1 protein-coding gene is annotated in these 1,935 nt (G+C 63.3%); it reads left to right on the top strand.

What is annotated here, in order from left to right:
* The first annotated feature begins 595 nt into the window (after positions 1 to 595).
* Positions 596 to 1,855 (top strand): group II intron reverse transcriptase/maturase, encoded by a 1,260-nt coding sequence (gene ltrA / locus MXD62_RS27360; RefSeq protein WP_248832276.1) that lies wholly within the window; start codon positions 596 to 598, stop codon positions 1,853 to 1,855.
* Positions 1,856 to 1,935: the final 80 nt, after the last annotated feature.

Raw genomic sequence — 1,935 nt, 5'->3', positions numbered from 1 at the left:
CGTGTGTGAACACGAACGTGAAGGAGGAGCTCCGATTTAGACGGAGACTGTTCTGGAGCGGTGCTGTCCAGGAGATGGGGGTAGGTCCTCCGCGGTCGCTCATGCAGGGGGAGGCCGCAAACCACCGCAAGCTGCGTCGGTCAAGAGCCGGGGTGGTGAGCGTTGCGGAAAAGGCGTGCCAGTGAGTGCGTCAGGTGTGGGTCACGAAGGCGAGCGGAAGCGAACCACTGTAGATGTGTCGTAAGGAATTGGAAGGCATCGAAACCGGGGCTGGCGAGCGTCCCCGGGAGAAGTCCGGGGGCTGCCTGTGTGCTGCCCGGGCGGTGTCCGGCATGAAGGTGGCGCGAGCGTGGCCTGGGCTCTTGGACGGAACGTGTGAACCTGTCGCCCTGGCGTTGCCGTCGGCCGGTGTGTCGGGTCGGCGGCGGGAGAGAGAGCCTCAAGCGGCGGGAACCGTGAGGGGCGGAGTATCGATGTCGGGCACAGGGGCGGGCCGCCTCGTAGTAGCGATGAACCCTGGTAATGCGGGGGGAGTGAAGGGGGCGGGTCATCCGGGTCCGTTTGGTGGTCAACCGGTGTGGCCGGGAGGAGCCAGATGAGCGGGCCGAAGTCGTTTGACATCTCCAAGCAGGCTGTATGGGAGGCTTGGCGGAGGGTCAAGGCGAACAAGGGGGCGGCGGGAGTCGACGAGGAGTCGATCGGCCAGTTCGAACAGGACCTGAAAGGGAACCTGTACAGAATCTGGAACAGGCTTTCGTCGGGTTGCTATTTCCCGCCTCCGGTCAAGGCGGTGGAGATCCCTAAGCGGGGCAGTGGCGGAGGGGTCAGGGTCCTCGGTGTGCCCACCGTGGCCGACAGGATCGCCCAGACCACGGTGGCCATGTACCTGGAGTTGCAGGTGGAGTCGATGTTCCACGACGACTCCTATGGCTACCGGCCGGGGCGGTCGGCGTTGGACGCGGTTGGAGTATGCCGGGAACGATGCTGGCGTAACGACTGGGTCATCGATCTGGACGTCAAGTCGTTCTTCGACAGTATCCCTCATGATCTACTGGTCCGTGCGGTCGAACGGCACGTGTCGGAAGACCGTAGGTGGATTCTGCTGTACGTCCGGCGCTGGTTGGTAGCGCCGGTGCAACTGCCGGACGGTAGTCTGGTGGCCCGGCGTCGCGGTAGCCCACAAGGCTCAGCGATTTCGCCTTTGCTCGCAAACATCTTCTTGCATTACGCGTTCGACGCCTGGATGACCCGACAGTTTCCGGGGGTCCCGTTCGAGCGTTATGCAGACGATGCCGTCGTGCACTGCCGCAGCCAGCGGCAGGCACACCGGATCCGGGATGCTATCGCCGTACGACTGGCGGACGTGGGCTTGGAACTGAACGAGTCCAAGACCCGCGTTGTGTACTGCAAGGACGCTAACCGTATGGGTTCGCATGAGCATCAGCGGTTTGACTTCCTTGGTTACACGTTCCGTCCGCGGCTGTCGAAAAACAGGCACGGTCGTGGTTTCGTCAACTTCGCTCCGGCGGTCAGCGATGAGGCCGTCAAGCGGATGCGACACGAAATACGCCGCTGGCGCCCGCACCTATGGTCCGGTTCGACCCTCACCGACCTGGCGCAGACGATTAACGCTGTGATCCAGGGTTGGATCAACTATTATGGGCGCTTCTGTAGGTCCGCGTTGTTCCGCGTCTTCGACCACCTGAACGGATATCTCGTTCGGTGGGCCATGGGGAAGTACAAACGGTTGCGCCGCCGTCGCATGCGGGCGTGGCAGTTTCTGGCGACCGTCGCAGGACGTGACCCTGGCCTGTTCGCTCACTGGCGGCTGGGGGTGTATCCGAAGGCTGGATGATGGGAGCCGGGTAAACCGAGAGGTTTACGCCCGGTTCTGCGAGAGCCGGGGGGTGCGATTCCCCCCGGCTACTCACCTGG

The organism is Frankia sp. Mgl5, from assembly GCF_023242985.1.
GTDB classification, from domain to species: Bacteria; Actinomycetota; Actinomycetes; order Frankiales; family Frankiaceae; genus Parafrankia; species Parafrankia soli.
Note: the sequence above shows the minus strand (reverse complement) of the source record. Positions and strands in the feature narration are given on the sequence as shown.